Annotated in this window: 27 protein-coding genes; 13 read left to right on the top strand and 14 right to left on the bottom strand. The window is 68.2% G+C overall.

Features of this window, described 5'->3' with window-relative positions; all coding sequences use genetic code 11:
* Nucleotides 1-2: 2 nt before the first annotated feature.
* Together VGR32_RS05965 and VGR32_RS05960 are read right to left on the bottom strand one after the other, a co-directional pair.
* A complete protein-coding gene (locus tag VGR32_RS05965; protein WP_327449069.1) occupies nucleotides 3-779 on the bottom strand; it encodes an ImmA/IrrE family metallo-endopeptidase in 777 nt (258 codons plus the stop codon).
* A 399-nt stretch (nucleotides 780-1,178) separates the two neighbouring features.
* Complete coding sequence (locus tag VGR32_RS05960) at nucleotides 1,179-2,045, bottom strand: hypothetical protein (RefSeq protein ID WP_327449067.1); 867 nt, start codon at nucleotides 2,043-2,045, stop codon at nucleotides 1,179-1,181.
* 149 nt (nucleotides 2,046-2,194) lie between these two features.
* Between VGR32_RS05960 and VGR32_RS05955 the strand changes: the two genes are divergently transcribed.
* Nucleotides 2,195-2,986, top strand: coding sequence for a DpnI domain-containing protein (locus VGR32_RS05955; RefSeq protein WP_327449065.1), 792 nt, complete (start codon nucleotides 2,195-2,197; stop codon nucleotides 2,984-2,986).
* A 3-nt stretch (nucleotides 2,987-2,989) separates the two neighbouring features.
* Here the strand turns inward: VGR32_RS05955 and VGR32_RS05950 are convergent, their stop codons facing one another.
* On the bottom strand, nucleotides 2,990-3,637 hold the full coding sequence (locus tag VGR32_RS05950) for an HNH endonuclease signature motif containing protein (protein ID WP_327449063.1): 648 nt from the start codon (nucleotides 3,635-3,637) through the stop codon (nucleotides 2,990-2,992).
* Between the two features lie 675 nt (nucleotides 3,638-4,312).
* Here VGR32_RS05950 and VGR32_RS05945 point away from each other — a divergent pair.
* Together VGR32_RS05945 and VGR32_RS05940 are read left to right on the top strand one after the other, a co-directional pair.
* A complete protein-coding gene (locus VGR32_RS05945; RefSeq protein WP_327449061.1) occupies nucleotides 4,313-4,603 on the top strand; it encodes a hypothetical protein in 291 nt (96 codons plus the stop codon).
* 69 nt (nucleotides 4,604-4,672) lie between these two features.
* Nucleotides 4,673-5,209, top strand: a complete 537-nt coding sequence (locus tag VGR32_RS05940; RefSeq protein WP_327449059.1) for a hemerythrin domain-containing protein — start codon at nucleotides 4,673-4,675, stop codon at nucleotides 5,207-5,209.
* Here the strand turns inward: VGR32_RS05940 and VGR32_RS05935 are convergent.
* Nucleotides 5,185-5,997: an RNA methyltransferase gene (locus VGR32_RS05935; protein ID WP_327449057.1), complete on the bottom strand. Its 813-nt coding sequence runs from the start codon at nucleotides 5,995-5,997 to the stop codon at nucleotides 5,185-5,187. The genes VGR32_RS05940 and VGR32_RS05935 overlap by 25 nt on opposite strands.
* Nucleotides 5,970-6,992 (bottom strand): S1/P1 Nuclease, encoded by a 1,023-nt coding sequence (locus VGR32_RS05930; protein WP_327449055.1) that lies wholly within the window; start codon nucleotides 6,990-6,992, stop codon nucleotides 5,970-5,972. The genes VGR32_RS05935 and VGR32_RS05930 overlap by 28 nt, the downstream gene beginning before the upstream one ends.
* A 269-nt stretch (nucleotides 6,993-7,261) precedes the next feature.
* Between VGR32_RS05930 and VGR32_RS05925 the strand changes: the two genes are divergently transcribed.
* Nucleotides 7,262-7,795 carry a 3D domain-containing protein gene (locus tag VGR32_RS05925; RefSeq protein ID WP_327449053.1) on the top strand — a complete coding sequence of 178 codons (534 nt, stop codon included), beginning with the start codon at nucleotides 7,262-7,264 and terminating at the stop codon, nucleotides 7,793-7,795.
* Nucleotides 7,796-7,808: 13 nt separating this feature from the next.
* Here the strand turns inward: VGR32_RS05925 and VGR32_RS05920 are convergent, their stop codons facing one another.
* Together VGR32_RS05920 and VGR32_RS05915 are read right to left on the bottom strand one after the other, a co-directional pair.
* Nucleotides 7,809-8,132, bottom strand: a complete 324-nt coding sequence (locus VGR32_RS05920) for a DUF962 domain-containing protein (protein ID WP_327449051.1) — start codon at nucleotides 8,130-8,132, stop codon at nucleotides 7,809-7,811.
* A 40-nt stretch (nucleotides 8,133-8,172) separates the two neighbouring features.
* On the bottom strand, nucleotides 8,173-8,850 hold the full coding sequence (locus VGR32_RS05915; protein WP_327449049.1) for a winged helix-turn-helix transcriptional regulator: 678 nt from the start codon (nucleotides 8,848-8,850) through the stop codon (nucleotides 8,173-8,175).
* 65 nt (nucleotides 8,851-8,915) lie between these two features.
* Between VGR32_RS05915 and VGR32_RS05910 the strand changes: the two genes are divergently transcribed.
* The 5 genes from VGR32_RS05910 (at nucleotide 8,916) to VGR32_RS05890 (ending at nucleotide 11,367) form a co-directional block, all read left to right on the top strand.
* Nucleotides 8,916-9,311: a hypothetical protein gene (locus VGR32_RS05910; RefSeq protein ID WP_327449047.1), complete on the top strand. Its 396-nt coding sequence runs from the start codon at nucleotides 8,916-8,918 to the stop codon at nucleotides 9,309-9,311.
* A 50-nt stretch (nucleotides 9,312-9,361) separates the two neighbouring features.
* Nucleotides 9,362-9,853: a VOC family protein gene (locus VGR32_RS05905; protein ID WP_327449045.1), complete on the top strand. Its 492-nt coding sequence runs from the start codon at nucleotides 9,362-9,364 to the stop codon at nucleotides 9,851-9,853.
* Nucleotides 9,854-9,873: 20 nt separating this feature from the next.
* A complete protein-coding gene (locus VGR32_RS05900; RefSeq protein WP_327449043.1) occupies nucleotides 9,874-10,518 on the top strand; it encodes a glutathione S-transferase family protein in 645 nt (214 codons plus the stop codon).
* Between the two features lie 79 nt (nucleotides 10,519-10,597).
* The gene (locus tag VGR32_RS05895; protein ID WP_327449041.1) at nucleotides 10,598-10,951 is read left to right on the top strand and encodes a DUF1428 domain-containing protein; all 354 of its coding nucleotides are present in this window, start codon (nucleotides 10,598-10,600) and stop codon (nucleotides 10,949-10,951) included.
* A 68-nt stretch (nucleotides 10,952-11,019) separates the two neighbouring features.
* Nucleotides 11,020-11,367: a DUF1428 domain-containing protein gene (locus VGR32_RS05890; protein WP_327449039.1), complete on the top strand. Its 348-nt coding sequence runs from the start codon at nucleotides 11,020-11,022 to the stop codon at nucleotides 11,365-11,367.
* A 6-nt stretch (nucleotides 11,368-11,373) separates the two neighbouring features.
* On the opposite strand, the gene VGR32_RS05885 is transcribed toward VGR32_RS05890, so the two are convergent.
* From VGR32_RS05885 to dnaG, 3 genes are all read right to left on the bottom strand, one after another.
* Nucleotides 11,374-11,904 (bottom strand): hypothetical protein, encoded by a 531-nt coding sequence (locus VGR32_RS05885; RefSeq protein ID WP_327449037.1) that lies wholly within the window; start codon nucleotides 11,902-11,904, stop codon nucleotides 11,374-11,376.
* 64 nt (nucleotides 11,905-11,968) lie between these two features.
* Nucleotides 11,969-13,912, bottom strand: a complete 1,944-nt coding sequence (gene rpoD / locus VGR32_RS05880) for an RNA polymerase sigma factor RpoD (RefSeq protein ID WP_327449035.1) — start codon at nucleotides 13,910-13,912, stop codon at nucleotides 11,969-11,971.
* A gap of 304 nt (nucleotides 13,913-14,216) precedes the next feature.
* Nucleotides 14,217-16,094, bottom strand: a complete 1,878-nt coding sequence (dnaG, locus tag VGR32_RS05875; RefSeq protein ID WP_327449033.1) for a DNA primase — start codon at nucleotides 16,092-16,094, stop codon at nucleotides 14,217-14,219.
* A gap of 282 nt (nucleotides 16,095-16,376) precedes the next feature.
* Between dnaG and VGR32_RS05870 the strand changes: the two genes are divergently transcribed.
* Complete coding sequence (locus tag VGR32_RS05870) at nucleotides 16,377-16,640, top strand: hypothetical protein (RefSeq protein WP_327449031.1); 264 nt, start codon at nucleotides 16,377-16,379, stop codon at nucleotides 16,638-16,640.
* On the opposite strand, the gene carA is transcribed toward VGR32_RS05870, so the two are convergent.
* The 4 genes from carA to VGR32_RS05850 form a co-directional block, all read right to left on the bottom strand.
* Complete coding sequence (gene carA, locus VGR32_RS05865) at nucleotides 16,637-17,794, bottom strand: glutamine-hydrolyzing carbamoyl-phosphate synthase small subunit (RefSeq protein WP_327449029.1); 1,158 nt, start codon at nucleotides 17,792-17,794, stop codon at nucleotides 16,637-16,639. The two genes, VGR32_RS05870 and carA, sit on opposite strands and share 4 nt — an antisense overlap.
* A 36-nt stretch (nucleotides 17,795-17,830) precedes the next feature.
* Nucleotides 17,831-19,126 (bottom strand): amino acid permease, encoded by a 1,296-nt coding sequence (locus VGR32_RS05860; protein ID WP_327449027.1) that lies wholly within the window; start codon nucleotides 19,124-19,126, stop codon nucleotides 17,831-17,833.
* Between the two features lie 58 nt (nucleotides 19,127-19,184).
* A complete protein-coding gene (locus VGR32_RS05855) occupies nucleotides 19,185-19,955 on the bottom strand; it encodes a hypothetical protein (protein WP_327449025.1) in 771 nt (256 codons plus the stop codon).
* Nucleotides 19,956-20,064: 109 nt separating this feature from the next.
* A complete protein-coding gene (locus tag VGR32_RS05850) occupies nucleotides 20,065-20,751 on the bottom strand; it encodes an SDR family NAD(P)-dependent oxidoreductase (RefSeq protein ID WP_327449023.1) in 687 nt (228 codons plus the stop codon).
* Between the two features lie 79 nt (nucleotides 20,752-20,830).
* Here VGR32_RS05850 and VGR32_RS05845 point away from each other — a divergent pair, with 79 nt between their 5' ends.
* The 3 genes from VGR32_RS05845 to VGR32_RS05835 all read left to right on the top strand — a co-directional run bounded on the left by VGR32_RS05845 (nucleotide 20,831) and on the right by VGR32_RS05835 (nucleotide 25,601).
* A complete protein-coding gene (locus tag VGR32_RS05845; protein ID WP_327449021.1) occupies nucleotides 20,831-21,538 on the top strand; it encodes an HAD family hydrolase in 708 nt (235 codons plus the stop codon).
* A 197-nt stretch (nucleotides 21,539-21,735) separates the two neighbouring features.
* Complete coding sequence (locus VGR32_RS05840; RefSeq protein WP_327449019.1) at nucleotides 21,736-25,098, top strand: TonB-dependent receptor domain-containing protein; 3,363 nt, start codon at nucleotides 21,736-21,738, stop codon at nucleotides 25,096-25,098.
* 158 nt (nucleotides 25,099-25,256) lie between these two features.
* Nucleotides 25,257-25,601: a ribonuclease E inhibitor RraB gene (locus VGR32_RS05835; RefSeq protein ID WP_327449017.1), complete on the top strand. Its 345-nt coding sequence runs from the start codon at nucleotides 25,257-25,259 to the stop codon at nucleotides 25,599-25,601.

Raw genomic sequence — 25,601 nt, 5'->3', positions numbered from 1 at the left:
GATCAGGTAAGGTTCGATAGGATTCTGTCGTCGATAGTTAGAAGCGACAGCACCCCGTCGTCGTGGCTCCGGAAGATTTCTTCTCGAACAAAAGCTCCACTCGCTTCGCGGCAGTCGAAAAAATGGGTCGCAGGGCGTCGCATCGGAGGGAGTCCGTCTACTTCACGAAACATGACCGACAAGACCCCAGACTCTGCATGTATTTCAGCATTCGGATATAAACGGCTGGGCAGCATTGAAGATCGACAAAACCATCCTCGCCCTGTTCGCCGGTATGATATGAGTATGACGGGAAATCGCCCCGACTCCACGACTTTTCGGGCAGAAACGGTAACGCTGACGTCGAATTTTGCCGCAATGTCTCTGATATTGGCAAACGTCGCGCTCTTAAGTTGCGAAATAATAGGCTCAAATAGGTAGCGTGGCATCAGAAGTGAGCTTGCAAATTCGTTAGCCTTTTTCTCCCTAATCTTGTTAGCGAACGAGGTGGACTCGTCGATCCACGCGGCTTTGCACATGAGGGCCTTGTGTCTGTGGTAGATCCAATGTCCAATCTCATGGGCAATGGAAAATCGTTGGCGATGCCGATTTGCATCGGAACGGACAGTGATGATTCCTCGCTCACCCAAGCCCACTAGACGAGCATCGCAACTCGCTAGCTTCGCATACCGAATTTCTAACCCAAGCGACTGGGCAATAACGGGCAGATCTATCTGTCTCGGATCATCGACCCCAAGCGACAGCAGAAGCTTTTCAGCATCATTAAACTGGACGGACACGTTAAGATGTGAGTGAAGCTATATCTTCAACTAGGCTTTTCAGCTCTTCCTCCGAAAGAGCACCATTCTGGTTGCGAGCGGCCAAGGTTAGCGATGAGTGCGGATCATTTGCAATGTGTGCTTGCACGATCAAAAGCATAGCATTGTAGTCCATGGAGACACTCGGTCTAGATTTAAGAGCACGGTGGGTCACGTCTCGCTGAGCGCTCGCGAACCGCGCCTTCCCATGATTGACTATCGCGGCATGCGCCCATTGGCGGCTGGTTTGAGCCAAAACGCCAACGTCTATACCGTGCTCTTGAAAAATCCGTTCGAGATCTGAGTCTGCGCACTCATCAAGCGCGGATACCATCATCTCAGACAGTCGCGCTAATGTCGCCGAGTCCAAGTGATCAGCCATCATATAATTCCCGTTGGATTGGCGAGAGCAACAAGCCGACGCTTAATCCGCTTGGTTATGCTGGCGTAGCGGGTGTCGTTAAGTTGCATTTCGCTCTTGATGTCAGCGGCGTCCTTATCTTCGAGACGAGCCATAAGGACGATCTGAGCGTCGATATCGTCCTCGAACAGGGCGAACACTTTATCTAAGAGTCTCTTAGCATCTACCGTATTGACGACGCTGGCCTCGGCGAACCTTGGACCCTCGTCGCTGATGCTCGCCGAGGTCTCGATCAAATCGCCGTGGCCCTCACAATCACCCCCCACCGGGAAAAGCGGAGCTCGGCGGGATTTCTTGGCCTCGTTCGAAGCGATGCTTCGCATCGACATTTTAAGGAATGCGACAAGCTCGACATCTGGGGGCCAAACCCGGGTCTCGTCGAGGGCCGCAACGATCGCGGCGCTATAGATCTCTTGAGGCTCCAGGCGGCTGGCGAGAGCGAACGCGCTCGCGTAGCTGATCAGACGAGCATGGTCAGCGTCCGATAACCCGGATATCGCGGCTCGAATATCCGGCCGCACAGGCGGACAGGGCTCTCTCTCTGGGTCGGGTACAACGCTCAAGCTCATTCGAGGAAGCTCCGCACATTCGGCCTTGATGCTCTCGGGCAAAGGAAGCGCGGACACGCTTTGGAAAAATAAATCATGTCCGCGTCGGCGACGCCAGAGAGCAATCTTGGACGTGGGGCTCATCCCACCAGGAGACACTGACATGAAGGCCCCCCTTGGAACGAAGGCGCGCACCAGCGAGCGGTGCCCCGAGAGCGGTGTTTGGCAGGTCGTCGGTACGCCGACCACCACGGCCCCCATCGCGAAGGGCAACATCATGCCCCCGTATAACCAGCAGGCTGTCACTTGGACGCTGATCCGCTACGCCTAACTTCCTGCTGCTGCGCTTCTTGAAGGCGGCCTCCCCCGGGGCCGCCTTCTTGCGTTGCGGGGCTTCTTGCTGAGCCAGCCTCCGCTACGGTGGCTGGATGGGACCAGACGACAATCACTGGAGCTCGCTCGGCTTCGCCGACGAGCAGGCCGTCTATCGCGGGCCGACCCAGAACGTCCGCGCCCTGTCCGAGGGCTGGGCCGCCGCGCATCTGTTCTGTCCGGCCTGCGGCGCGGAGCGGCTGCGGCAGCTGCCGAACAACGCGCCCGTCGGCGACTTCGTCTGCGACGCCTGCGCCGAGGAGTTCGAGCTCAAGGCCAAGGCCGGCGGGCTGGGTCGGTCGATCCCCGACGGCGCCTACGGCGCGATGATGCGGCGGCTGTCGGAGCGCAACAATCCCAGCCTGTTCGCCATGAGCTATGACCCCGGCGCGCGGGCCGTGACCGACCTGATCGTGGTGCCCCGCCACTTCTTCACCGCCGACGTCATCCAGGCGCGCAAGCCGCTGTCGCCGACCGCGCGGCGCGCGGGCTGGCAGGGGTGCAACATCCTGATCGGCCAGGTGCCGTCGTCGGGCCGCATCCCCCTGATCGCGCGCGGCGCCCACGTGCCGAAAGGTGAGGTGCTGGACCGCTGGCGTTCCACCCTGTTCCTGAAGGACGCTAGCCTGATCGCGCGCGGCTGGCTGCTGGCCGTGATGAAGGCGGTTGAAGCGGTGGGGCGGTCGGAATTCACCCTTGACGACGTCTATGCCCACGAGGCTGCGCTGTCGGCCCTCTATCCCAACAACCGCTACGTACGCCCCAAGATCAGGCAGCAGCTTCAGGTGCTCCGCGACCGGGGCTGGCTGGAGTTCACCGCGCGGCGCGGGACGTACCGGCGGACATGATCGCTAGCCCCCCCGACGCCGCTCCTGGGTCAGGCGCTTCCAACGCGGCCCGCGCGTCACCGAGATGAACTTGGTCCAACCCATCGCCTGGGCGCGGTAGAGGTCCAGCCGGCGCTTCTGGGCGGCAGCTGCCTTGCGAGCCGCCGCCTCTGCCATTTGGCGCTGACGACGTCTCGCGCGGGACGTCGAGGGGGGATGGCCGATGGGCACGGAGGGCGCGAAGGCGTCCTGCGCTTCCACCTCCTTCAGGGTCGCCGCAACCAGCGGAACCTCCGCCAAGGGGCCGTCCCGGCGTTCGGCGTGGGCGCGACGGCGCTCTTTCCACTGCTGGACCGACAACGCCATGTCTTCTTGATGCAGCTTCGCCCGCGCCGTCCGATCCGGCCATGTGCCCGCAGGCCAAACGTTTCGGCGCAGCAGAGCCTGCCTGAGATCGTGGAACGCCGCCGCATTCGGCGCGCAGGCGCGCGTTTCATTGCAGGCGCGGCACGCGGCGACGAGGTTGTCGGCGCGGTCCATGCCTTCGCGCGCACGGGGCACGACGTGTTCCCGCGTCGCGCCTGAAGGCCGCATCGGATCGACGTCCAACGTCACCGCGCAGTAGGCGCAGCGCCAATTCTGAGCTTCGGCCAGGGCCAGTCGACTGATCATGCCGCCACCTCCGGGAGGCGACGTCGCCCGCCGCTACGTCAGCTCCGGACGCAGGGTGCATGGCGCACGCGAACAATGCGGCGACGTCTTCCCGTCCATTGCGACGACGCCTCCCCGTTTCCCCCTCCACTTCAACGGCTTCGAATTTTCTCGCGCCTTTCTTCCGACGTCGGTCCCCACGTCCCCCACCGTCTGCCCGTCCCGTCGCTCGGGGAGGTGCGCTCGGCCGGCGTTCCGAGGCGGCGGCGGGAGCGTGGGGAGCGGGGTTCGGCATCTTTGTGGCCTACCGCTCGCGACGCGGTCGCTCGCTGCTTGAGGCCGGTTGGCCGAGGGCGACGGGGCGCCGTGGGCGGGCGGACAGGGTTCACGATGCGGCCGAAGCCGATCGGGGTCACCAAGAGATGATCCCGGGCAAGGGTCGGGGGGGATACCCGGACCGTTCCAGGAGGGCGCCGCCGGCGCCCCCTGCCCGCCGGTGGCGACTGCGGTAAGGCCCGAAAACGGCCACCCGACGCAGGCTTCCGGAAAACCCCGCGCGCGGAGCGTCACGCGAAGCCGAAACGGTACACCCAACCCTGCTCCGGGCCTCGCGCCCGGCGCTCCGCCCACCTCCCCAACCTCCGCGCCGTCCGGCGCGGGGGCGCCTGAACGCGTCCTTTTTTTCCGGAGCCCGTCATGCCCCGACCCCGCTCCGCCCGCGCCCCGCGCGAGGCGACCGAAGACCGCGCCGAGCTGGCCCGCGCCCATCACCTGTGGTGGACGAAGTGGCGTCGCCACGTCTGGCTGAAGGCCTGCGTGCGCGAGATGTGGCGCCGCGTCTGTCAGGCGGCGCCGGACGGCCCGTGGGTGGCCGACCCCGACCTGACCGCGCGCATCAGCCGCCGCTTCATCGCCGAGGGCGCCGTGCCGCCGCCCGGTCTGCGCGAGGCCATGTATCCGCCCGGCGAGGCCGCGCCGCCGGCGTGAGAGTCGTTCTCACCGGAACCTCCGTCCGCTCCGCCCGGTTGGATTCGCAGCCCCAACCGGAGACTTCCCATGTCCATCGTCGACAAGGCGCTCGCCGCCATCACCCCGCAACCCAATGCCGACAGGCGCGCCCAGGCGACGGCCGAGGCGCGTTCGCTGGCGTCCGGGGGCGACTGGCTGTCGCTGGTGCTGGATCACCACGACGAGATCCGCGAGGCCTTCGCCGCCTGCCGCCGCGCCGAGAGCGCGGGCGCGCGCACCGAGGCCATGAAGGCGCTGGCCCTGGTCCTGACCGGCCACTCCCTGGCCGAGGAGGTGGTGCTCTATCCCGCCCTGGCCCAGGCCGGCGAGAAAGCCCATGCGGGCCACGCCTACGTCGAGCAGACCACGGCCAAGATGCAGATGGCCGAGCTGGAGAACATCGCCCCCTCCACCCCCGAGTGGAAGGACAAGCTGGAGCACATCGAGGGGGCCGTGCTGACCCACATGTATGAGGAGGAGAGCGGCTGGTTCCGCACCCTCAAGGAGAAGGGCGAGCGGCAGGCGCACCTGACCGAACGCTACGTCGAGGAGTACGAGCGCTACGTCGGCTCCGGCCGGGCCTGATCGCGCGCCTTCTGCTCGGCCATCTTCGCCAGCACCCGTCCGCGTCCCTGCGCCAGGGCGTGGACGGCGCCGCGCAGGGTGGCGACCTCCTGCTCGCTCAGCTGGGCGCGGGCGAACAGGGCGCGCAGGTTGCGCATCATCGACGGCTTCTTGGCCGCCGGGTGGAAGAAGCCGCCGCCGTCCAGCTCGGCCTCGAGATGGCCGATGAAGCCCTCGACCAGCTCGGCGCTGGCCGGCGGGTCGGCCTCGCGGAAGCGCGGCGGCGGGGCGTCCAGCACCATAGTCCGCCACTCATAGGCGGTGATGGCCACGGCCTGGGCCAGGTTCAGGCTGTGATGCCGGGGGTCGATCGGGATGGTGACGATGCCGGCGCAGCGCACCACGTCGGTGGTCTCCAGCCCCGCCCGCTCGCCGCCGAACAGCAGGCCGACGGACTGGCCCTCGCCGGCGGCCGCGTTCAGCGCCTGCGCCGCCTGCCGGGGCGTCAGGACGGGCTGGCGCGTCTCCCGCGGCCGCGCCGTGGTCGCATAGACCGTCTGCAGGTCCGCCACCGCGGCCGCGACGTCCTCATAGGTGCGGGCGCCGTCCAGCACCCAGTCGGCCCCGGACGCCGTGGCCCAGGCCCGGTCCTGCGGCCACCCGTCCCGGGGGCTGACCAGCCGCAGGTCCGACAGGCCGAAGTTGGCCATGACTCGGGCCACGGCGCCGATGTTGTCGGCCAGCTGCGGCCGGTCGAGGATGACGCAGGGCGGGGTCAGGATCAGTCCCCGCCGACCATGGACGTCCACGGATCGGCCGTGCCGGCCTCGACGTCCGCGACCTTGACCTTCGGCCAGCCGATCTCGGAGGTGGCCGACAGGCGCCAGGCGATGGTGATCAGGTCCCGCAGCTCGGCCGCGCCGGCGGCCAGCCGGGCGGTGGCGAAGCTCACGCCGCGCGCGTCGCCCTCGGCGAACCCGCCGGCCTTCTCCAGCCGGTAGAACGGCGTCACCTCGCCCAGCGTGGTCCGCAGATAGCCGGCGATCCGCGGCCGCAGCTCGAACCCGTCCAGCCGCGGCGCGGGCATGGCCGCCTCGACCTCCTGGAAGCGCACGTGATCCCGCACGAAGTCGCCTTCGAACATCCCGTGCGTACGCCGCGAGGTCGTGAAGCCCTCGGGGTTCGGCACGCTGGAGGACCAGCCGTTGTAATGGATGGTCACGTGATGCGGCTGCGAGCCGTCGCCGACGTAATGGCTCAGCTCGCCGATCGTCCGCAGGATCAGTCCCTCGCGGCGGATCCGGTCCTCGCGGTACCAGGCGCGCTTCGCCAGATCCGTCTCCCGCGCCTCGGCGGCGTTGAGGATGCGCCAGTAGGCCAGATCCAGCACCAGCTGCTGATGCGCGTCCATCAGCGCGAAGGGCAGGTAGCCGGCGTCGTCCACCTTGATGCCCGCCGCCAGAAGCGCGGCGTCATACTCGGACTTCAGCCGCGGCAGGTCGTCGATCGAAAGGCCCTGCTCGGTCATGACGCGACCGCTCTCGGTCATGTCCACGAAGTGGGCGGTGTCCCGCTCGCGATCGTGCGGCTGGCCTGCGCCCTTGCTGCGGTCCGGCTCGCGCGACAGCTCCCCCACCTCGGCGGCGGCGGCCGGGTCGCGCAGGAAGGCCGGCAGCTCGTCCGGCAACGCCCGCATGGCGGCCATGCCGACGAGCCGATGGCCGGTCGCGCCCCAGGCGGACACGTCGGCCGCGGGGGCGGCGAGCGCCACGACGGCGGCGGCGGCGAGGAGCAGGCGTTTCATGCGGGGTCTCCGAAAGACTTCGCGTCCTCATAGGCGGGCATGCGAGAAAGGGGGAGAGGACGGCCGACTTATCCCCAAGCGACGACCGGTCGCACCCCGAGGCGTGAACCCTCCCAAGGCTGCGAAAAGTCGCGACTTTCACGGTGAACGAAGGGAGGACCTGCCGGCCCACCGGCCGGCCGCACGGCGCCGCTGCCCGGTTTCCGCCCCAATTCGCCCGGAAAAGCCCCCCGCCGGCGGTCGGGTCCGGTGTTTCCGCGAGTCGCCGGATGTCCACCGCAGCCGCCGTGCTGGCCCTCGTCTGGGCCATGACCTTCCCCTCGAACGCCCCCGCCGATCCGGTCCCCTACGACCAGTTGATCGCGGCGGAAGCGGCGGCGGCGGCGGTTTCGACGGCGGCGACGGGGGCTCTCAGCGCAGAGCAGGCCGACCTCATGGCCGAGGACGCCGACTGGCGACTGTCGGCGCGGCTTTATCATGCGGGCGGCGGCGGCGCGACGGGCAACGACAGTCTGGGCTGCCGGCCGATCGCCATGCGCACGGTCGCCATCGATCCCCGCGTGGTTCCGCGCCGCACACGGCTGTTCATCAAGGAAACGGTCGGCATGGAGATGGCCGACGGCACGATCCACGACGGGTACTGGTACGCCTCGGACACCGGCGGCGCGATCAAGGGCAACAAGATCGACCTCTACACCGGCAACGGCCGCGGCTCGATGCGCCCGGCGATGCCGCTGAACATGTCGACGCTGACGGTCGTGGAAGCCGGTCGCTTCGACGGCTGCCCGCCGGCCTGGGGCTGATCACAGGCGGCGCCTAAAAGCGGCGCCTGCCGCTGATGGTCTCGAAGAACATCCGCCAGTCGCCCATCAGGCTCCACAGCGGGTATTTGAACGTGGCCGGACGGTTCTTCTCGAAGAAGAAGTGGCCGATCCAGGCGAAGCCGTAGCCGATCACTGGCATGGCCAGCAGCCACCAGGCGTTCCGCGTGACGATCGCCGTCGCCAGCGCCAGCAGCACAAGTCCCGACCCCACCACATGAATGCGCCGGCAGGTCCGGTCGGAGTGTTCGTGGATGTAGAAGGGATAGAACTCTTCGAACGAGGCGAAACGGTCGCCGGATGCGGGCTGCGGGCTCATGGGGCGAACCCTGCCCTCGGCGCGGAACCTTGGCAATCGGTCACGCGACGCAGGCCTTGTCAGGCAGGCCGAACAGGGCGGCGTATCGATCCAGCGCGTCGGCGTCGCCCGTCACGGCGCCCGGCGGCAAGGGCGCGCCGACGTAGAGGAAACCCGCCAGCTCCTCGGGCGACGCCGTGACCGTCGCGTCCGGCGCCTCGGCCTCTCCGCGCTCGACGATCAGTCGGCCGTCCTTGACCCGGGCGCGGAACGCCTCCTCGCCGGTGACGAAGCGGATCGACAGGTCGGCCCCCTCCGCACGATCGTCGGCGAACATGGTGCGCATCGACAGCACGAAAGACACTGCGCTTAGCGGCAGGGTCGGGTCATGGTCCGGCGAGCGCGCGGCCCAGCGGCCCAAACTCTTGATCGCGTCCTCGGCCTCCATGCCCCAGGGCGTCAGCTCGTAGACCTGCACCGAGGCGGGCGGCGGCAGCTTGCGGCGGGCGGCGACGCCAGCGGCCTCCAGCCCCTCCAGCCGCTGGGTCAGGACGTTGGCGCTGATGCCTTTCAGCGACGCCTTCAGATCGCCGAACCGGCGCGGTCCCAGCAACAGCTCGCGCACGATGAGCAGCGACCAGCGCTCGCCCACCAGCTCCAGCGCGTGGGCAGTCCCGCAGGCGTCGTCGTACCAGCGAGACACCTTTGCGGACTTGCTGGTTATTTTTTCTAACTTCATGGTTGACTAATGTAATCCAAGGGCGCAGGAGTGGCAACATCGCAGCCCCGGACGGGAAGGACGCCGTGACCGCCATCGACGTCAGACCCGCCCGCCGGACCGTCCTGCCTTCTCCGCTGGCGTGGACCGGCCGTGCGCTGGCCGCCGTGGCCGGCGTCTTCGCCGCGGCCGACGGGATTTCTCGGTTGGCGGTGACCCACTCCCTGGTCCCCGGCGCCGCCTCGCTGGAAGCCGCGGAGCCCTTGTTCGGCGGCGCCCTTGTGGCCGGCGCGCTGCTGACCGTCACGCGTCGTCTGAGACTGTGGGGCCCCGCGATTCTCGCCTTGGCCCTGAGCGGCCTGGCGATCGCGGAAGGCCGGGCGGCAACCCCGTCGGCCGATCATCTGTTGTTCTGGCTGTACGTGGCGGCGATGGCCGTCGCGGGCGGCGTGCTGCGACGCTCTTCCCGACCCACGGCCTGACCACGACGCCGCGAGCCCCGGCCGCGCACAGGCCACCAAGGAGACTTCCGATGCCCGACAAGATCACGCCCTGCATCTGGTACGACCTGAACCAGGCCGAGGACGCCGCGAACTTCTACGTATCGCTGGGGTTGCCCGACAGCCACGTCGACACCGTCGCCCGATCGCCCAACGACAATCCGTCGACCAAGGCGGGAGAGGTGCTGGTGGTGGAGTTCACCCTGGCCGGCCAGACGTTCGTCGGACTGAATGGCGGGCCCATGTTCCCCCAGACTGAGGCCGTCTCGTTCCAGATCTATACCGATGATCAGGCCGAGACCGACCGTCTGTGGAACGCCATCGTCGGAAATGGGGGCGAGGAGAGCCAGTGCGGCTGGTGCAAGGACAAATGGGGCGTGAACTGGCAGATCACGCCGAAGGCGCTGATGGACCTTCATCGGGATCCGAACCCCGCACGCGCCGAGGCCGGATTCGACGCCATGATGAAGATGAAGAAGATCGACATCGCCACCATTCAGGCCGCGGCCGACGCCGCCGGCTGAGCCTCGACCGGAGCGCGCCGATGCCGACCCTCACCGCTTTCGAGCGCTCTCCCGACCGGGGCCGGGGCCTGGCGCGCGACATGCGCGTGCGCTGGGCGCTGGAAGAGCTGGACGTGCCCTACGAGGTGCGGCTCCAGTCCTTTGCCGAACTGAAGCGGCCGGAGCATCTGGCGCGCAATCCGTTCGGCCAGATCCCGACATACGAGGACGGCGACCTGACCCTGTTCGAGAGCGGGGCGATCGTCCTGCATCTGGCGGAGCGCCACGACGGCCTCCTGCCGAAGGACGCGGGCGCGCGCAGTCGGGCGATCATGTGGATGTTCGCGGCGCTGAACACCGTCGAGCCCCCGGTGTTCGATCGCAGTCTGGTCGGCGTGCTGGAGAAGGACCGACCGTGGTTCGAGGAGCGTCTGGCCACACTCGACGAGCGGATCACGGCCCGGCTGGGCCAGCTGTCGGCTCATCTGGGCGACGCCGACTGGCTGGACGGCGAGTTCAGCGCCGGCGACCTGCTGATGGTGACGGTTCTGATGCGCCTCAAGGATACGGGGCTGTTGGACCCGTGGCCCAACGTCGCCGCCTATCTGGCGCGCGGCGAGGCCCGCCCCGCCTTCCGCCGGGCGTTCAACGCCCAGCGCGCGGTCTTCGAGGCCGCCGACGCCTGATCCGGTTCGCGTACCACCCAGCCCTGACGTGCGAAGCCTTCAGGCGGAGCGTCGGGGCCAACAAAGAGAGGAAACGAAGATGACCTACTATTCCGGCTTCCTGACCCCGGTGAAGTCCGCCGACAAGGATCGCTACATCGCGTCCGCCGCCAAGTCCTGGCCGGTGTTCCAGAAGTACGGCGCATTGCAGCAGGTCGAGACCTGGGGCGACGACGTCCCCGACGGCGAGACCACCAGCTTCCCCATGGCGGTGAAGAAGCAGGACGACGAGGTCGTCGTGCTCTCGTGGATCAAGTGGCCGGACAAAAGCACGGCCGACGCCTGCTACGCCACGATGGACACCGACCCGGCCTGGAAAGAGATGGACATGCCCTTCGACGGCAAGCGCATGATGTGGGGCGGGTTCGCGCCCATCTTCGAAGAAGGCGCCTGAGCGCCTCAGCCACGACATGACCTGCGGCCGGGCGAATCCCCCGGCCGCATTTTCATCCGGAGATCTTCATGCCCTTCGTCGACATCACCGTGATCCCTGTGAAGACCGGGGACAAGGAAGCCTATCTGGCGCATTCGGCGAAGCAGTCGCCGCTGTTCAAGGAACACGGCGCGATCGCCGTGACCGAGTGTTGGGGCGCCGACGTGCCGGACGGCACGCTGACCGACTTCAACAAGGCCGTGGCGTTGCAGGACGGCGAGACGGTCGCCGTCGGCTGGATCACCTGGCCGGACAAGGCGGTGCGCGACGCGGGCTGGGACGCGTTGATGAACGACGCGCGCATGCATGACGCCACGCCCCCTTGGGACGGCAAGCGCATGATCTACGCCGGCTTCGACGTGATCGCCGAGCACTGAGGAGGATCAGGCCGTGCTCGGCTCCTGCCCCAGCATGCGCTTGATGACCGGCCAAGCGTTCACCCACGCGGAGATGAAGCCGACGATGCTGGCGGCCCACTGGAACGCGCTCCACAGGGCGTCAAGGAAGCCGCCGTATCCGACCGCCTGCGACGCGGCCCACAGCACGTCGGACACGCCCAGCCGGAAGGCCACGTAGGTCTGGGAATATTCGATCGGGCGGTCGGCGAAGAAGGCGATGGCCACCGCCGCCGCGACGGGCGCCCACAACAGCGGCAGGAGCAGGAGCAGGGCCAGGATCAGCACGACGATCTTGGTCATCGGCGTCTCGCCGGAAAAGAAGCTCATCACCACCCCTGCGCCCAGCACGAGGCCGGTCAGCGCCAGCAGGACCGGCAGCGCCATGTCCGCGGCGTCCATCAGGTCGGCGCCCATGGCCATCAGCCCTAGGATCGCCGCGCCCGACAGCAGGAACGCGCCGACCCACAGGCCCGCGTAGTGACCGAACCGCCGCTTCAGATGCCCGATGCCGACCATGCCGCCACCCCCGAAAGACCGGCGTTCACCATGATCGGATCGGCGGACGGCGTAAACCGGCCGCTCAGGAGTCGAGGAACGAGCGCAGCTTTCGCGACCGCGAAGGGTGCTTCAGCTTGCGCAGGGCCTTGGCCTCGATCTGGCGGATGCGTTCGCGGGTGACCGAGAACTGCTGGCCGACCTCTTCCAGGGTGTGGTCCGTGTTCATGCCGATGCCGAAGCGCATGCGCAGGACGCGCTCCTCGCGCGGCGTCAGGGACGCCAGCACGCGGGTGGTGGTCTCGCGCAGGTTCGACTGGATGGCCGCGTCGATCGGCAGGACGGCGTTCTTGTCCTCGATGAAGTCACCGAGGTGGCTGTCTTCCTCGTCGCCGATCGGGGTCTCCAGCGAGATCGGCTCCTTGGCGATCTTCAGGACCTTGCGCACCTTCTCCAGCGGCATGGCCAGCTTTTCGGCCAGTTCCTCCGGGGTCGGCTCGCGGCCGATCTCGTGCAGCATCTGGCGGCTGGTGCGGACGATCTTGTTGATCGTCTCGATCATGTGCACCGGGATGCGGATGGTCCGCGCCTGGTCGGCGATCGAGCGGGTGATCGCCTGACGGATCCACCAGGTGGCGTAGGTCGAGAACTTGTAGCCGCGGCGGTACTCGAACTTGTCGACCGCCTTCATCAGGCCGATGTTGCCCTCCTGGATCAGGTCCAGGAACTGCAGGCCGCGGTTGGTGTATTTCTTGGCGATAGAGATCACGAGGCGCAGGTTGGCCTCGACCATTTCCTTCTTCGCCTGACGCGCCTCGCGCTCGCCCTTCTGCACCTTCTGGACGATGCGGCGATAATCGTCGATCGGAAGCCCGGCCTCGGTGGCGACCGCGGCCACGTCGCCGCGGATCTGGGCGATCTGGGTCGCCTCGTTGTCGCTGAACTTGGTCCAGCGCACGCCCATGTCCTTGACCGAGGTGGTCCAGGCGGGATCCAGTTCCGAGCCGAAATACGACTTCAGGAACTCGGGACGCGAGATGCCGTAGCTGTCGGCCAGACGCAGCAGTCGGCCTTCGAGGCCCATGAGCCGCTTGTTGATGGCATACAGCTGTTCGACCAGCGCCTCGATGCGGGCGTTGTTGAGCTTCAGCGTCTTCAGACGCCCGGAAATCGACGCGGTCAACGCGTCGTAGGCCTTCTGGTCCTTGCTCGACAGGGTCTCGCCCTTCAGCCGGGCCTCGACCAGCTTGTCCTGAAGCTTGCGGAAGCCGCCGAACTCGCCGGCGACGGCGTCCAGAACCTCCATGACCCCGTCGCGCAGCTCCGCCTCGAGGGCCGAGATCGACAGGCCGCCGCCGTCGTCGAAGTCGTCGTCGTCCTCGTCGTCCGAGCCCTCGGGCTTCTCTTCCGCGGGCTCGGCGTCCGCATCGTCGGTGGCCGTCTCGGCGGCCCCGGGCGCGGCGGCGGGGTTCAGGACGGCGTAGGTCGCGTCCAGATCGATGACCTCGCGCAGCAGAATCCGGTTCGCCGCCAGTTCGTCGCGCCACACCATGATGGCCTCGAAGGTCAGGGCGCTTTCGCACAGGCCCGAGATCATGGCGTCGCGGCCCGCCTCGATGCGCTTGGCGATGGCGATCTCGCCCTCGCGGCTCAGCAGTTCGACCGAGCCCATCTCGCGCAGGTACATGCGCACGGGGTCGTCGGTGCGGTCATATGCGGCCTTGGCGGGCGTTTCGGCGACCGAGGTGTCGGCGCGTTCGGCGATCTCGCCGCCTTCGCCGTCCTTCTGCTCGGCGTCCTCCTCGGCCTCCACGACGTTGACGCCCATTTCGGACAGCATCGCCAGGGTGTCCTCGATCTGGTCGGGGGTCACCTCCTCGGACGGCAGGACCTTGTTCAGCTCCTCCATCGTCACATAGCCGCGCGTCTTGGCTTGCTTGATGAACTTCTTGACGCCGGCGTCCGTCAGGTCGAGCAGCGGACCGTCCGAAGAGGTCTCGGTCTCGGGCGTGTCGGTCTGTGCGGTCATTCAGTCCAGTCTCCGGCGGGCGAGGCGAGGCCTGCGGCAAATGTGCAACGCGCGGCGAAAAGGATCGTCGATCCCGGGCCGCATCGAATTCCGATCATGTCCGGTCGTGCGGCGGGCAAGGCCCGGCGAAGGCGCGGCGGCTGCCGATCCTGACGACCGTGCGATCGAACCCGGGGCGGGGGGCGACGTTTCGGCCCGGAAGCGCGGGCGGCTCGAAGCCCCGCCTTCTCGACCTCGCGCGCGCGGGCGTTTCGATCAGGGGCGCAGATGGCGAGCGAACCCGTCCGTGTCAAGACGGGACGGATCAGTGCAGCGTCTCCGACGTGTCCCACAGGGCGCCGCTGGCCAGCAGCCGGGCTTGGGCGTCGCGCTCAGCCTTGAGGCGGGCGAAAGGCTGGGCGTCGAACTCCGGCTCGGACTTCAGCTCGTCCATGGCGCGGCTCAGCGCCAGCTCGTTCAGCAGGGCGTCGATGGCGCGGATCAGATCCGCTCGCGCCTGATCCAAGGGTCGGGCGCCGTCGAGGAAGGGTGCGTGAGAAACCCGCGCGGTCCGATCGACCGCCTTCAGAACCTCCTCGTGGCCCAAGGCGGTCAGCCGCGCCCGCAGCAGGCCGTCGCCGAAATCGGCGAGGTCCCAGGTCAGACGCACCAGATCGGCGATCAGCCGGTCCAGGTTCGGATCGCCCAACCCCTGACTGGCCAGCAGCTCGGCTTTCTCTTGGAGCACCTCGGGGTGGTCGATCAGACCCGCAACTATGGCCGCCACATACTGGCGAGGCGCGCGCCGGAGCTCAGCGGTGGAAGCTTGGTTTGCCGGCGTCGCCCCCTCCAGAACCACCGCCCTTTTCGCACGCCGGTCCCGATAGATCACGCGGCCGGCCTGCTTCCGCTCCGCCTCCGACGGTCTGGTCAACTGGTAAACTGCGCCCAGCAGATGGTCCTTGTAGGTGCGGGCCAGATCGGGGTCTGCGACGGTGGCCGCGGCCTTGCGCAGGCGCGCGATCAGCTGCGCTTCCTTCTCCGGCCCGTCCAGCGGTCCCACGGCCTCGCGCTCCCGGTCGAACAGCATCCGCGAGAACGGCACGACGTGCCCCAGCGCCTCGCGCAGCGCCGGGGCGCCGCGCTCACGCAGCATGTCGTCTGGATCGAGGCCGTCCGGCAGGGTGACGAATCGAAGGGTGCGGTCCGACTTGATCAGGGGCAGGGCCCGCTCGACGGCGCGGAAAGCGGCGCGCCGGCCGGCCCCGTCGCCGTCGAAGCACAGGATCGGCTCCGGGCTTACGCGCCAGAGCAGACCCATCTGGTCCTCGGTCAGGGCCGTGCCCATCGGCGCGACGGCCGGGACGCCCGCGCGCTGGCAGGCGATGACGTCCATGTAGCCCTCGACCACCACGATCGCCTGTTCCGACTTCGACTCCGCGCCGAGGATGCGCCGCGCCTCAGGCAGGCCGTACAGGGTCGCGCCCTTGTGGAAGAGCGGGCTTTCCGGCCCGTTCAGATACTTGGCGCGGTCGTCCGGGTTCATGGCCCGACCGCCGAAGCTGACCACGCGATTGCGGGCGTCGAGGATGGGGAAGATCAGCCGGTCGCGGAACCGGTCATAGGGCTGGCCACCGCCCTCGGGCGAGATCAGGAGGCCGGCCTCGACCAGATCACCGGGACGGGCCCCGCGCTGGACCAGGGCGTTCTTCAGCCCCTCGCGGTCGTTGGGCGCATAGCCGAGCCCGAAGCGGTCCCACTGATCCTCCGGCAGGCCGCGCCGTTCCAGATACTCACGCGCCGCCTTGCCGGCCGAACGGCGCAGGTTGGCGGCGAACCACTTCTGGGCGAGGTCCATCCAGTCGGACAGACCCTGTCGCTTCTGTTCCCGCTCCCGCGACTGCGGGTCCTCGGCCGGCAGGGCCATGCCCGCCTCCGCCGCGAGGCGCTGCACCGCCTCGACGAAGGACAGCCGCTCGGTCTCCTGCAGGAAGGAGATGACGTCTCCATGCTTGCCGGAGCTGAAGTCGTGAAAGAAGCCCTTGTCGTCATTCACGAAAAAGCTGGGAGACTTCTCCTTCGAGAAGGGCGACAGACCCACGAATTCCCGCCCCTGCCGCTTAAGCTTGACCGTCCGACCGATGACGTCGGAGGGCCGCAGCCGGGCCTTCAGTTCCTCGATGTATCGGTCGTCGAAGCGCACGCCCTGATCCGTCGAACAGAACCCGGCGGCGGGCAAGGGGAATTGGCGACGGAACAAGCGTGGGCGTGAGCCCACGGTGGGCGAATAGCTGCCGCCGGTCGGTCATCGTTAGGAATTCATTAACCAAAAAGGCGGGTAGCGCCGCGGAACATTCTGATTCCGGACGGATTTCATGGCTAACGAAATTTAACCCACAGCCCCTGTGGACTTTCCGGCCGGCGGACGTCGGCCCAAGGGCTCTCCAAGCGGCAGCAGGCCGCGGCGGGGCCGAGGTTCAAGCCCATGTTCATCAGCATTCAGCGTCCCGCGGTCGAGCCCCAAGATCCCGATGCCGTGGCCACCCCCTACTCTCCCATGATCCGCGAGCTTCAGCCCCGCGCACTTCACGCCCGCCTGCTGGAAAATGCCGCCCAGCGCCGCCTTCGCGGGCTGCAGCGCCGTGCCTGCGGCCGGCCGGACGACGCCGACTACTGGCTGGGCGCCGCGCCCCAGGCCGTGCGCAAGGCTTGCGACCTTCGGAACGGCGGCCTGCCAGCCCTGCCCTAGGCCTTCATCGCGTCGGCGAAGCGTTGGAACAGGTACAGGCTGTCGGTCGGCCCGGGCGAGGCCTCCGGATGGTGCTGGACGCTGAACACCGGCCGATCCTTGAGGGCGATGCCGCAGTTCGTGCCGTCGAACAGGCTGACGTGCGTCTCCTGCACATGATCGGGCAGGCTGTCGCGGTCGACGGTGAAGCCGTGGTTCATCGACACGATCTCGACCTTGCCGGTCGTCAGGTCCTTCACCGGATGGTTCGCCCCGTGATGGCCCTGGTCCATCTTCACCGTCCGCGCGCCGAGGGCGATGGCCAGCATCTGGTGTCCCAGACAGATGCCGAAGACGGGCTTGCCTGACGCCACCAGCTTGCGGATTTCGGGCACCGCATACTCGCCGGTTGCGGCGGGATCGCCCGGACCGTTCGACAGGACGACGCCGTCGGGGTTGCGCGCCAGGATGGCTTCCGCCGGGGTCGTGGCGGGCACCACGGTGATCTTCGCGCCGGTCGAGGCCAGGGCCCGCAGGATGTTCCTTTTCACGCCGTAGTCGACGACCACCACCGACCGGTCGCCGGCCTGCACCCGGGGGTGACCTTCCGGCCAGTCCCACAGCCCCTCATTCCATTCGAAGGCCTGCAGGGTCGAGGCGGGCTTCGCCAGATCGAGGCCGACGAGACCGGACCACTCGCCGGCGCGCCGGATCAGCGCGGGCAGGTCGAACTGGCCCGTGGGGCTGTGGGCGATCACGGCATGGGGCGCGCCGGCGCCACGGATTCGTGCGGTGAGCGCGCGGGTGTCGACGCCCGACAGGCCCACCACGCCGCGACGCTTCATCCAAGAGTCCAGCGAGCCCTCGCTGCGCCAGTTGGCGGGGTCGGTCGGCAGATCGCGAAACACCGCGCCGACGGCCGAGGTGTCGGAACCGCCGCCCATCTGCTCGACGTCCTCCACGTTGACGCCGACGTTGCCGACATGCGGGAAGGTGAAGGCCAGGATCTGGCTCATGTAGGACGGGTCGGTCAGGATCTCCTGATAGCCCGTCATGGCGGTGTTGAAGACCACCTCGCCCAGCGCCTCGCCCTCGGCGCCGACGCCGATCCCTTGAAGAACGGTGCCGTCGGCCAGGGCCAGCACGCCGGTCACGCCGGGCAGGAGGTCGGTCATGGCGGCTATCTCCCGGGCGGACAAACGGCGCGGGGGTTAGGCCGCATCGCCCTCCGGGTCAACCGCGGGCTTGCCGCCTCGCAGCAAGGTGAACCAGGCCAGGGTCGTCAGACCCACCACGACCAGGGTCGGCACGACGTAGCCGGCCGCCGCCGCGATCACGGCCGCGCCCGCGAACATCAGGCCGAACGCCCCCAGGACATGGCCCCCCGTCCCCTTGGCCATGCGGACGAGGGCGGCGGAACAGACGCCGTAGATCGTCAGGGTCAGCACCGAGGTCACGCCGACCAGCAGACCGAACTGGTTCGCCAGCCCCTCCTGACTGGAGATCAGGGTCACGATGCTCATGATCGCGGCCCCGGTCAGCGGGACCACCAGCGGAGCCTTCTCGGCGCCGCCGAACCCCTTCGGCAGATAGCCGGACTGGGCGGCCGCGCGCGCGGTCTCTCCGCCCATCAGGGTCCAGCCGCCGATGGTGCCGAAGGTCTTGGCCACGGCGCAGACCGCGACGAAGCCGGCCAGCGACGCGCCGAACACCCGTGCGGCCAGATCGGCGTACGGGCTGGTGGACTGGGCCAGCTGATCCAGCGGGATGACGCCGAACACCGCCACGGTGGCGGCGACGTAGACGAGGGTGGCCAGCGCCACGCCGGCGATCGAGGCGCGGCCGACGTCGCGGGCCGGGTCGCGCACCCGGCCGGACAGGGCCGCGGCGCTCTCAAGACCCAGATAGGCCCAGAAGATCACGGCCAGAGAGGCGGGGACGGTGGTCTTGAGGGGCTCGCCGCCCGGGTTCCAGGAGGCTTCGAACAGATTGGGATCGAAGGCGGCGATCCCCGCGGCCACCGCGATGACGATGGGGATCAGGCCGACGACCAGCGCGCCCGCGGCCAGCCATGACGCCGTGCGGGTGCCGGCGATGTAGGCCAGGGTCGCCGCCCAGATCAGGCCGAGGTTGCACAGCGTCGCCCAGACGGGGTCGCGCAGCATGGGCCAGAAGTAGGCCAGATAGCCGGTGGCGGCGACCGCCACGGCGACGTTGCCGACCAGGCAGGCCGTCCAGAAGGCGATGGCGACGTGGAAGCCGAAGAACCGTCCCAGCCCCTTTTCGGCGAACCCCGCCAGGCCTTCGGCATCCGGGCGGAGCCGGCCGAGGGCGCCGAACACCAGCGCCAGAACGGCCGCGCCGACGCCGGCGACGAGCCAGCCGATCAGAGACGAGGAGCCCATCGGCGCCAGGGTGACGGGCAGGAGATACAGGCCGGAGCCGATCATGTTCCCGGCGACGACCAGCGCCGCCAGCCCCCAGCCGAGCCCGTTCGCGTTTTTCATCTTCCGGCCACCATCCCCCGATGCATGGCGCGCATGGTAGCGGGCGCGCGGCGGCGCGCTAGACCCGAATCGGCCCCAGGTCGGCGAAGACGGCGTGCGTGGCGCCGGCCGTCATCGCGTCGTGGGCCCGATCGGGTCGCAGGTTCAGCAGGATCAGATGATCGCAGACGGCGCGGCCTGCCGCGATCAGCCGCGCCGCCTCCGGCCAGTCGAGCGTCGTCTCGTGCGCCACGCCGGCGAAGTCGAGCGCCAGGCAGCGGGCGCGCACGCCGCCCAGACGGCGCACCGCCCCGAGGTCGGGCGCGACGTGCAGAACGGCGCCGAGCGCCGCGGTCTCGAAATGCGCGACGGCGTCGCCGACGACCTCGGGCGGCGCCTGCTCCAGGCCGCCCATCACCTCGACCAGCAGCGCGCCGGGCGCCGCGCTGTGCTGCAATTCGGCGCATAGCAGGGCGAATCGGCCGCCCGACGAGGCGATCGTGCGCCAGAACGCCGGCACGATTCCGCTGTCGCCGGGCTGAAGACGCAGCAGGTCCAGGCCGTGCTTGAGGGTCTGCAGGTCGATGCGCTTCAGATCCATCGGTTCGAGCGTGCCCCGAGCGCGCGCCAGGGCCGCCTCCCCGCCCGCATGGCGGACGCAACGCCGGATGCGCCGGCTCATGGGAAGACCGCTGGCCAGTTCGAAGACGGGCTGCGCCGCCAGGGTGATCGACAGCTCCTGACGAGCCCGCGTGACCAGCGGGAACGTCAGGCTCTCGTAGGCGGCCGCATAGGCGGCGTGCAGCGAAGCCGCGCCGGCGGCCGGAGCGCCGCGTTCGAGATCCGTCATGACCGCCCTCCTCTGGCCGTCGCCGGGATCCCCCCGACGGTCATCATGCGGCGATCGCGTCACCAGACGGCTTACGAAACCGGTGAACCCGGGATTCACCCTGCCCGGCTCACTCCGGCAGGCGGACGCCGTCCCAGGCGAAGACCCCGCCGGAGTCCGCGGCCGTCAGACCGTCGAGCACGGCGATCAGGCGTTCGGCCGCGAAGTCGGGCGCGAACAGCCTCTCCGGGGCGACGCCGCGCTGAAACGGCGCGCTCAGACCGGTGTCGACCGTGCCCGGATGCAGGCCGGCCACTATGGCCTGCGGATGCGTCCTCGCCAGTTCCACCGCGAGGTTGCGCAGCAGCATATTCAGGGCGGCCTTCGACGCCCGGTAGGCGTGCCAGCCACCCAGCCGGTTGTCGCCGATGGAGCCCACGCGCGCGGACAGGGCGGCGAAGACGGCGCGACGTTCGCGAGGCAGGAGCGGCAGGAAGTGCTTAGCCGCCAGGGCCGGTCCCAAGGCGTTGACGCGGAAGTCGCGCAGCAGGTGATCCGCCGACAGCGATCTGAAAGACCGTTCCGGCTGATGGGCGCCATGCAGCACGCCTGTCGTCACGAAGACCAGCGCGGGCGACGGCCCCCGTGCCACCCCATCCGCGGCGTCGGCTATGGACGCCTCGTCTTCAAGGTCGAGCCCCGTGCCCGAGCGCGACAGCGCATGGACGACGGAGAAGCGGCCGGACGCGCGGAGACGGTCCGTCACGGCGGCGCCGATGCCGCCCGAAGCTCCGATGACCACGGCCGACTGCTCCATGTGCGGGAGATCGCAGGACGCGGCTCGATCGGCAATGAGACGCGTTGACCCGCACGCGGTCCGGCGTCACTTCCCGCCCATGACCCTGACCACAATCGGCCTCGATGCCGACGACACCCTCTGGCACAACGAGACGATCTTCCGTCTGACGCAGGCGCGCTTCCTCGACCTGCTGGCGCCGCACGGCGAGCGGTCGGACGTCGAGGCGCGGCTGGCGCAGGTCGAGGGGCGCAACCTCCGGCTCTACGGCTACGGCATCAAGGGCTTCACCCTGTCGATGATCGAGACGGCGATGGAGCTGTGCGGCGGCGAGGCCCCGCCGGCGGTGGTTCGTGAAATCCTGGCCGCGGGGCGCGAGATGATCGCCCATCCCGTCGAGACCCTGCCGGGCGTGGACGAGGCGCTGGCGCAACTGGCGGAAACGCATCGCCTCATCCTGATAACCAAGGGCGACCTGCTGGATCAGGAGCGCAAGCTCGCCGCTTCCGGGCTCGGCGACCTCTTCAGCGCGGTGGAGATCGTGTCCGAGAAGGACCAGCGAACCTACGAACGGGTCTTCGCCCGGCACGGCACCGGCGCTGGCGAGGCGCTGATGGCCGGCAACAGCATGAAGTCCGACGTGCTGCCTGCCGTCGCCGCCGGCGCGTGGGGCGTCCACATCCCCTACCATGTGACGTGGGCCCATGAGCTGGCGGACGCGCCCGAGGGACACCCCCGCTACGGCACCCTGACCTCCATCTCGGAGCTGCCGGATTTCATAGCGACACTATTCGAACATGTTCAGTAGAACGTCGGTTTGTTCCGTCGAATATACAATAAAGCACCTAAGTCGGGTTCCGACTTTCATTTGACGAACAGGTGACGAAATTATCGCCGTCTTGCCCTAATATGTATTGACGCGTTTCCGTTTGAGGCTTTGGTTGCGCCCGTCCGGCTTGGGGGAGACGGCGCAGGCTCACTCACTCATTGGATAAACAGCGTTACATGAAATCCGTCCGCAACCACCTGCTTGCCAGCTCCGTGCTCGCCGGCGTGATGACCGCTTCGGCCCCCGTGTGGGCCCAGACCCCTCCGCAAGATCAGACGTCTTCGGGGTCCTCGTCCCAGGACCCGCTGGGTCCGCAGATCCAGGACGTCACCGAGGTCGAGGAGATCGTCGTCACCGGTTCGCGCATCCGCCGCGACGCCACCAACGCGCCCACGCCGCTGATCCAGGTTCAGCGCGAGGACCTGCTGTCGACCGGACAGACGACGGTCATCGACTATCTGGCCACCATTCCCGCCCTGTCCAACTCGGTCGTGCCCTCGGACACGACCGGCTCCGGCCTCGGCGACGGCGGTCTGTCGCTGCCGAACCTGCGCTCCCTCGGGTCCAACCGCACGCTGACGCTGGTCGACGGCCGCCGTCACGTCGGATCGTCTGGCGGTTCGCTGGCGGTCGACGTCGACACCATCCCGCGCCTGCTGATCGAGAACATCGAGATCGTGACCGGCGGCGCGTCGTCGGTCTACGGCGCGGACGCCGTCTCGGGCGTGCTGAACTTCATCCTGCGCAAGGATTTCGAAGGCATCGAGATCGACGCCAACTACGGCATGATCAATCAGGACGGTCAGGCCAACAAGCGCATCTCCGTGCTTGCCGGGCGCAACTTCATGGACGAACGCCTGAACGTCTATGCCCACGGCGAGTATGAGCAGGTCGACGAAGTGACCTCACTCGACATCGACTGGCTGCGTCGCGCGCCCGTGCGCATCGGCACCGACGCCGATCCGACCACGTCCCGCTTCGACGGCGTGACGGACGCCGAGCTGTTCACCGGCGTTCGCCGCATCGACCTGCCGCGCTGGGGCCAGACCACGCTGGCCAACGTCGCCCGCCCCAGCCCTCTGAACGATCCGGACGTGCCGTACGAGGACTGCTTCTCCGGCACCGGCGCGGCCTTCGGTTTCTCCTACAGCCCCAACTGCTTCGGCGTTCAGCCCGGCGCCACCTACTGGTACGAAGGCACGACCGCGCGGCTGGCCAATTTCGGCGAACGGGTCGGCGAGACCGGCATCAACCGGCCGTACAACATCGGCGGCGACGGCGAGAACCCGGCCGAGTTCTCGACCGGTTCGCGGGTGCCGCGCTCGGAGTCCGCGCGCTTCCAGACCGGCGCGACGTTCCCGCTCACCGACGCCGTCGAACTGTACGCCGAGGCCAAGTACGTAACCGAAGACACCTTCGACCTGTCGCAGCCGACCTTCTACGACATCGATCTGGTCGACTCCTATTCGGCGACCCGGGCCAATCCCGTCTACAACGTCGCCAACTTCGACCTGCGGTGGAGCGACAACGCCTTCCTGCCGCAGAATGTGAAGAACGCGATCGCGACCAACTTCGTCACGCCCTATGCGCCGCCGACGGCGGACGCGCCGGGCGCGCCGCTGGCCCCGATCCTGCTGCAGAACGCGCGTCACAGCCTGTTTGGGCCGGACCGCACCCAGGACAACACGCGTGAGCTGACGCGCTACGTCGTCGGGCTGCGCGGTTCGCTGGATCAGATCGGCTTCGTCTCGAACGTGGACTGGGACATCGGCTACACCTACGGCGAGGTCGAGGTCGAGAACCGCGAACGCGGCACCGACAGCCAGCGCTTCGCCCTGGCCGCGGACGCCGTGGTGGACACCGCCGGCGTGGTCAACGGCACGCCCGGCGAAATCGTCTGCCGCGTGCAGCTGCTGGACGCGCTGGGCGTGGCCCCGGGTCGGCTCGGCCAGGGTCCGGCCGCGCCGGGCGACCTGCGCGACTCCGAATACGGCCGCCGGGCCATCGACGAGTGCGTGCCGCTGAACGTCTTCGGCAAGGGCAACCAGTCGGCCGAGGCCCTGGCTTACGTCGACGCCGTCGTGGGCGTGACCGAACGCAACGAGCAGGAACAGGCCATCGCCTCGGTGTCCGGCAATCTGTGGGACCTGTGGGGCGCCGGCCCTATCGGTCTGGCCCTCGGGGCCGAGTATCGTCGTGAGGCCACCTCGGCCACCGGCCGCGACCGCGACACCGCCGGCCGCCCTCTGCTGTTCCTGAACACGGGCCCGGACTTCCCGGAAGTCGAATACACCAGCGAGGAGGTCTTCGCCGAGGTGTCCCTGCCGCTGTTCCGCGACAGCTGGATGGGCGAGTACGCGGAACTCAGCGGGTCGTACCGCTATGCCGACTACTCGACCGTGGGCGACGTCGACGTCTATGGCGTGAACCTGGTCTACCGGCCCATCCGGGACATCGCCTTCAAGACCAGCTACAACACCTCGGTCCGCGTGCCGGATCTGGGCGAGAACTTCTCGCCGTTCAGCCAGACCTTCCTGAACGACTTCGCCGACCCGTGCGCCACCCTGGCCATCGCGGCGCAGGACGAGGAGACGCGGGCCAACCGCATCGCCAACTGCACCGCCCTGGCGCAGGCGCAGGGGCTGTCGTTCGACTTCGCCGGCGCGACCGCGACCAACGCCGACGACTTCACGCCGGACTACACCTCGGGCATCGCCGGCGTGCTGGGCGGCAACCCCAACCTGAACCCGGAAGAATCGACCAGCTTCACCTTCTCGACGGTGCTGCGTCCCCGCTTCATCCCGGACTTCTCGCTGGTGCTGGACTACTACGAGATCGAGATCGATCAGGTCATCGCCTCGGTCTCGGCGGGAACGGCGGCGGCCAACTGCGTCAGCGGTCCGTCGCTGAACGCCGCGGCCTGCGCCACCATCTTCCGCAACAATCCGGACATCCCGTTCGGGGTGGGCGCGCCGGTCAATGATCCGATCGGCGGCTTCATCGAGGGCTCGATCAACTACGCCTCCCTGAAGACCCGCGGTCTCGACTTCACCGCCAACTACGATCTGGATCTGGAGGAGACGTTCGGCCGCCCATGGGGTCGCGTCCGCTACTCGTTGGGCGGGCTGTGGCTCATCGACCAGCAGACCTTCCTGAACGCCGACGACCCGTCGGACTTCGACGAGCTGGCCTCGACCCTGTTCTATCCACGCGTCCGGTTCACCTCGTCGCTGACGTATGAGCCCAACGAGACGTGGAGCGTGAACTGGACCGCCGACTGGCAGACGGCGCAGGACATCGTCCAGGTCAGGGACTTCGTGGCGAACGCCGACTCCCGGCCGACCGAGCAGCTCGACACCCGCAACTTCGCCCGCCACGACTTCACGGTGCGATGGAACGTCCAGGACGACCTGTCGGTGCGCGCCGGCGTGGTCAACGCCTTCGACGCGGAGCAGGCCCCCTACCTGGGCACGGCCCTGTACTCGAACTTCGACCCCTACGGCCGCCGGTTCTTCGTCGGCCTGAACTACAAGCTCTGATCGCGACCCCAAGGCGCAGCGCTGAAAGGGCGGCCCTCCCAGGCCGCCCTTTTTCTTTGGCCGGAACCGGACCAAATCGCTTGCCCAGAGGGGCCGCCGACCTTAGACGGGCCGCTTAACCGACAACCCGAACCGCTCCGGCCCGCCGACCGCGCGCCGTGGGCCCGTGCGCGCGAGGCAAGACCCTGTCCGATCCGTCCGTCAGCCACGAGGAAAGAGACGCCATGGTGCGCGCCTCGCTGGCCGCGCATGGGGACGCCGGCGTCACGCCGCGACACACCCTTTTTCATTTCCATGGCGACGACGACGGCCTGAGCGAGCTGAATGAGGTCGCGCGGCGCGCCGGCTACGTCACCAGCGGCGACACGGAAACGCTGGTGCTTGAGACGACCATGCCGGTGGACGCGGCCTCGTTCGCGCCCGTTTCGTCGATGATGCAATCCTGGGCCGCGGCCTTCCAGCTGGACTACGACGGCTGGGAATGCGCGGTCGTGACGAACTGA

Origin of the sequence: Brevundimonas sp., assembly GCF_035935935.1 — a bacterium.
Lineage (GTDB): Bacteria > Pseudomonadota > Alphaproteobacteria > Caulobacterales > Caulobacteraceae > Brevundimonas.
Note: the sequence above shows the minus strand (reverse complement) of the source record. Positions and strands in the feature narration are given on the sequence as shown.